Origin of the sequence: Azohydromonas sp., assembly GCF_035325925.1 — a bacterium.
Classification (GTDB): Bacteria; Pseudomonadota; Gammaproteobacteria; order Burkholderiales; family Burkholderiaceae_C; genus Calidifontimicrobium.
The window spans coordinates 1-3,181 of sequence record NZ_DAOKZA010000106.1; the positions used below are offsets into that span (position 1 = coordinate 1).

Here is a 3,181-nt window from a genome sequence, read left to right on the forward strand (position 1 = left end):
TCGCGGTGACGGCGATGGACCCGAGGCTCGAACTGATCGGCATCAGCAAGCAGTACCCGGCGGTCAGGGCCAACGACCGCGTGCACCTGCGCGTCGCGCCGGGCGAGATCCACGCCGTGCTCGGCGAGAACGGCGCCGGCAAGTCGACGCTGATGAAGATCGTCTACGGTGCGGTGCGTCCCGACGAGGGCGAGGTGCGCTTCAACGGCCGGCCGGTGGCCATCGCCAGCCCGACGCAGGCGCGCGCGCTGGGCATCAGCATGGTCTACCAGCACTTCTCGCTGTTCGACACGCTGACCGCCGCCGAGAACGTCTGGCTGGGACTCGACAAGGCGATGTCCCTGGCCGAGGTGACGCGCCGCATCGACGCCGTCGCGCGCGACTACGGGCTCGAGGTGCACCCGCTGCGCCCGGTGCACACGCTGTCGGTCGGCGAGCGCCAGCGCGTCGAGATCGTGCGTGCGCTGCTCACCGAGCCGCAGCTGCTGATCCTCGACGAGCCGACCTCGGTGCTGACGCCGCAGGCGGTCGACAAGCTGTTCGTCACGCTGCGCCAGCTCGCGCAGCGCGGCTGCAGCATCCTGTACATCAGCCACAAGCTCGACGAGATCCGCGCGCTGTGCCACCGTTGCACCGTGCTGCGCGGCGGCCGGGTCACCGGCGAGGTCGATCCGCGGCAGCAGAGCAACGCCAGCCTGAGCCGGCTGATGATCGGCGCCGAGCCGCCGAGTCTCGAGCACCGCGCCGGCGCCGCCGGCGCACCGGTGCTGCAGGTGAGCGCCCTGACGCTGCCGCGCGCCGACCAGTTCGCGGTCGAACTGCACGGCATCGCGTTCGAGGTGTGCGCCGGCGAGATCGTCGGCGTCGCCGGCGTGTCGGGCAACGGCCAGCAGGAACTGATGGCCGCGCTGTCGGGCGAGGACCGGCGCGCGCCCGCCGGCTCGGTCAAGCTGGTCGGGCGCGACATCGCGCACGCCGGCCCGCGCGCCCGCCGTCGGCTCGGGCTGCACTTCGTGCCCGAGGAGCGCCTGGGGCGCGGCGCGGTGCCGACGATGTCGCTGGCGCAGAACACGCTGCTCACGCGCACCGAGGCGGTGGGCCGCGCGGGCTGGATCCGCACCGCCGAGGTGCGGCGGCTGGCCGAGCACCTGATCGCGCGCTTCAACGTCAAGGCCGGCGGCGCCGGCGCGGCGGCGAAGAGCCTGTCGGGTGGCAACCTGCAGAAGTTCATCGTCGGCCGCGAGATCGACGCGCGACCGACCTGCCTGATCGTCTCGCAGCCGACCTGGGGCGTCGACGTCGGCGCGGCGGCGCAGATCCGGCAGGCCATGCTCGCGCTGCGCGACGCCGGCTGCGCGTTGCTCGTCGTCAGCGAGGAGCTCGACGAGCTGTTCGAGATCAGCGACCGGCTGATCGTCATCGCGCAGGGCCGCGTGTCGCCTGCGGTGCCGGTGCGCGACGCGACGATCGAGACGATCGGTGCGTGGATGAGCGGGCTGTGGCCCGGCGGCCCGAGACGTGCCGCCGGCGAGGACCTCGCCGCTGCGGAGGCCGCGCATGCTTAAGCTGGAGCCGCGTGCCGAGCCCTCGCGCACGATGGCGCTGGCGTCGCCGCTGATCGCGCTGGCGCTGACCACGCTGCTGGCCGCCGCGCTGTTCGCGCTGCTCGGCAAGGACCCGCTGGCCAGCCTGCGCGTGTACCTCGTCGAGCCGCTGAACGGCTGGCGCGCGGTCAGCGAGGTCGCGCTGAAGGCCACGCCGCTGATCCTGTGCGCGCTCGGGCTCGCGGTGTGCTTTCGCAGCAACGTGTGGAACATCGGCGCCGAAGGGCAGTTCCTGCTCGGTGCGATCGCCGGCGGCGGCGTCGCACTGTGGCTGCACCAGCAGGGTGTCACCGGGGCGCGCGGCGTCTACGCGCCGCTGGTGCTGGCGGCCGGCGTGGTCGGCGGCGCCGCCTGGGCGGCGCTGACCGCGGCGCTGCGCGACCGCTTCAACGCCAACGAGATCCTGGTCAGCCTGATGCTCGTGTACGTCGCGCAGCAGCTGCTCAACTACCTGGTGTTCGGGCCCTGGAAGGACCCGAAAGGGTTCAACTTCCCGCAGACGCCGACCTTCGACGCGTCGACCTGGCTGCCGCCGCTGGCGGCCGGCTATCGCGCGCATGTCGGCGTGCTCGTCGCGCTGGCCGCGGCGGCGGCGTTCTCGGTGTTCATGTTCCGCTCGTGGCGCGGCTTCGAGCTGCAGGTCGGCGGGCTGGCGCCGGCGGCGGCGCGCTACGCCGGCTTCTCGTCGCGCGCGGCGCTGTGGACGGCACTGCTGCTGTCGGGCGCGATGGCGGGGCTCGCCGGCGCGATGGAGGTCGCCGGCCCGCTGCGCCAGCTCACGCCGCACGTGTCGACCGGCTACGGCTTCACCGCGATCATCGTCGCCTTCGTCGGCCGGCTGCACCCGGCGGGCATCGTGTTCTCGGGCGTGCTGCTGTCGATGATGCTGATCGGCGGCGAACTCGGCCAGTCGCGCCTGGGGCTGCCGAACGCGCTGTCGGGCGTGTTCCAGGGCTTGCTGCTGTTCCTGCTGCTGGCCTGCGACACGCTGATCCACCACCGCGTGCGCTGGGTCGGCGCCGCGCGCAGGGCCGCGGCATGAACGAGATCGCGACGCTGATCGCCGCGACGATCGCCTCGGGCACGCCGCTGGCGCTGGCCAGTCTCGGGCTGCTGCTCAACGAACGCGCGGGCGTGCTGAACCTGGGCGCCGAGGGGATGATGCTGGTCGCCGCGGTGGCCGGCTTCGCGGTCGCACTGGGCACCGGCAGCGACTCGCTGGCGTTCGGCGCCGGCGCGCTCGCCGGTGCCGCGATGGCGCTGGGCTTCGGCGTGCTGGCGATCGGGTTCAACACCAACCAGTACGCCACCGGGCTGGCGCTGAGCCTGTTCGGCGCCGGCTTCTCGGCCTTCGTCGGCAAGGACTACGTCGGCAAGACGCTGGGACAGCGCGAGGCCTTCGAGGTGCCGTGGCTGGCCGACATCCCGTTCCTCGGTGCGGCGCTGTTCCGCCAGCACCCGATGGCCTACGTCGCGATCGTGCTGGTGGTGGCCGTGGCCTGGTTCCTCTACCGCAGCCGCGCCGGGCTGGTGCTGCGCGCGGTCGGCGAGTCGCCCGAGTCGGCGCACGCGCTGGG

2 protein-coding genes and 1 pseudogene are annotated in these 3,181 nt (G+C 73.2%); all 3 read left to right on the forward strand.

Translation table 11 applies throughout. The features are described 5' to 3' along the window. The first annotated feature begins 14 nt into the window (after positions 1 to 14). Positions 15 to 1,565 carry an ABC transporter ATP-binding protein gene (locus tag PKC53_RS18830; RefSeq protein ID WP_324431439.1) on the forward strand — a complete coding sequence of 517 codons (1,551 nt, stop codon included), beginning with the start codon at positions 15 to 17 and terminating at the stop codon, positions 1,563 to 1,565. After that, positions 1,558 to 2,646, forward strand: coding sequence for an ABC transporter permease (locus PKC53_RS18835; protein ID WP_324431437.1), 1,089 nt, complete (start codon positions 1,558 to 1,560; stop codon positions 2,644 to 2,646). The genes PKC53_RS18830 and PKC53_RS18835 overlap by 8 nt, the downstream gene beginning before the upstream one ends. Next, positions 2,643 to 3,181 (forward strand): annotated as a pseudogene (locus PKC53_RS18840) (ABC transporter permease); the annotation flags it as partial. The gene PKC53_RS18835 and the pseudogene PKC53_RS18840, both read left to right, overlap by 4 nt.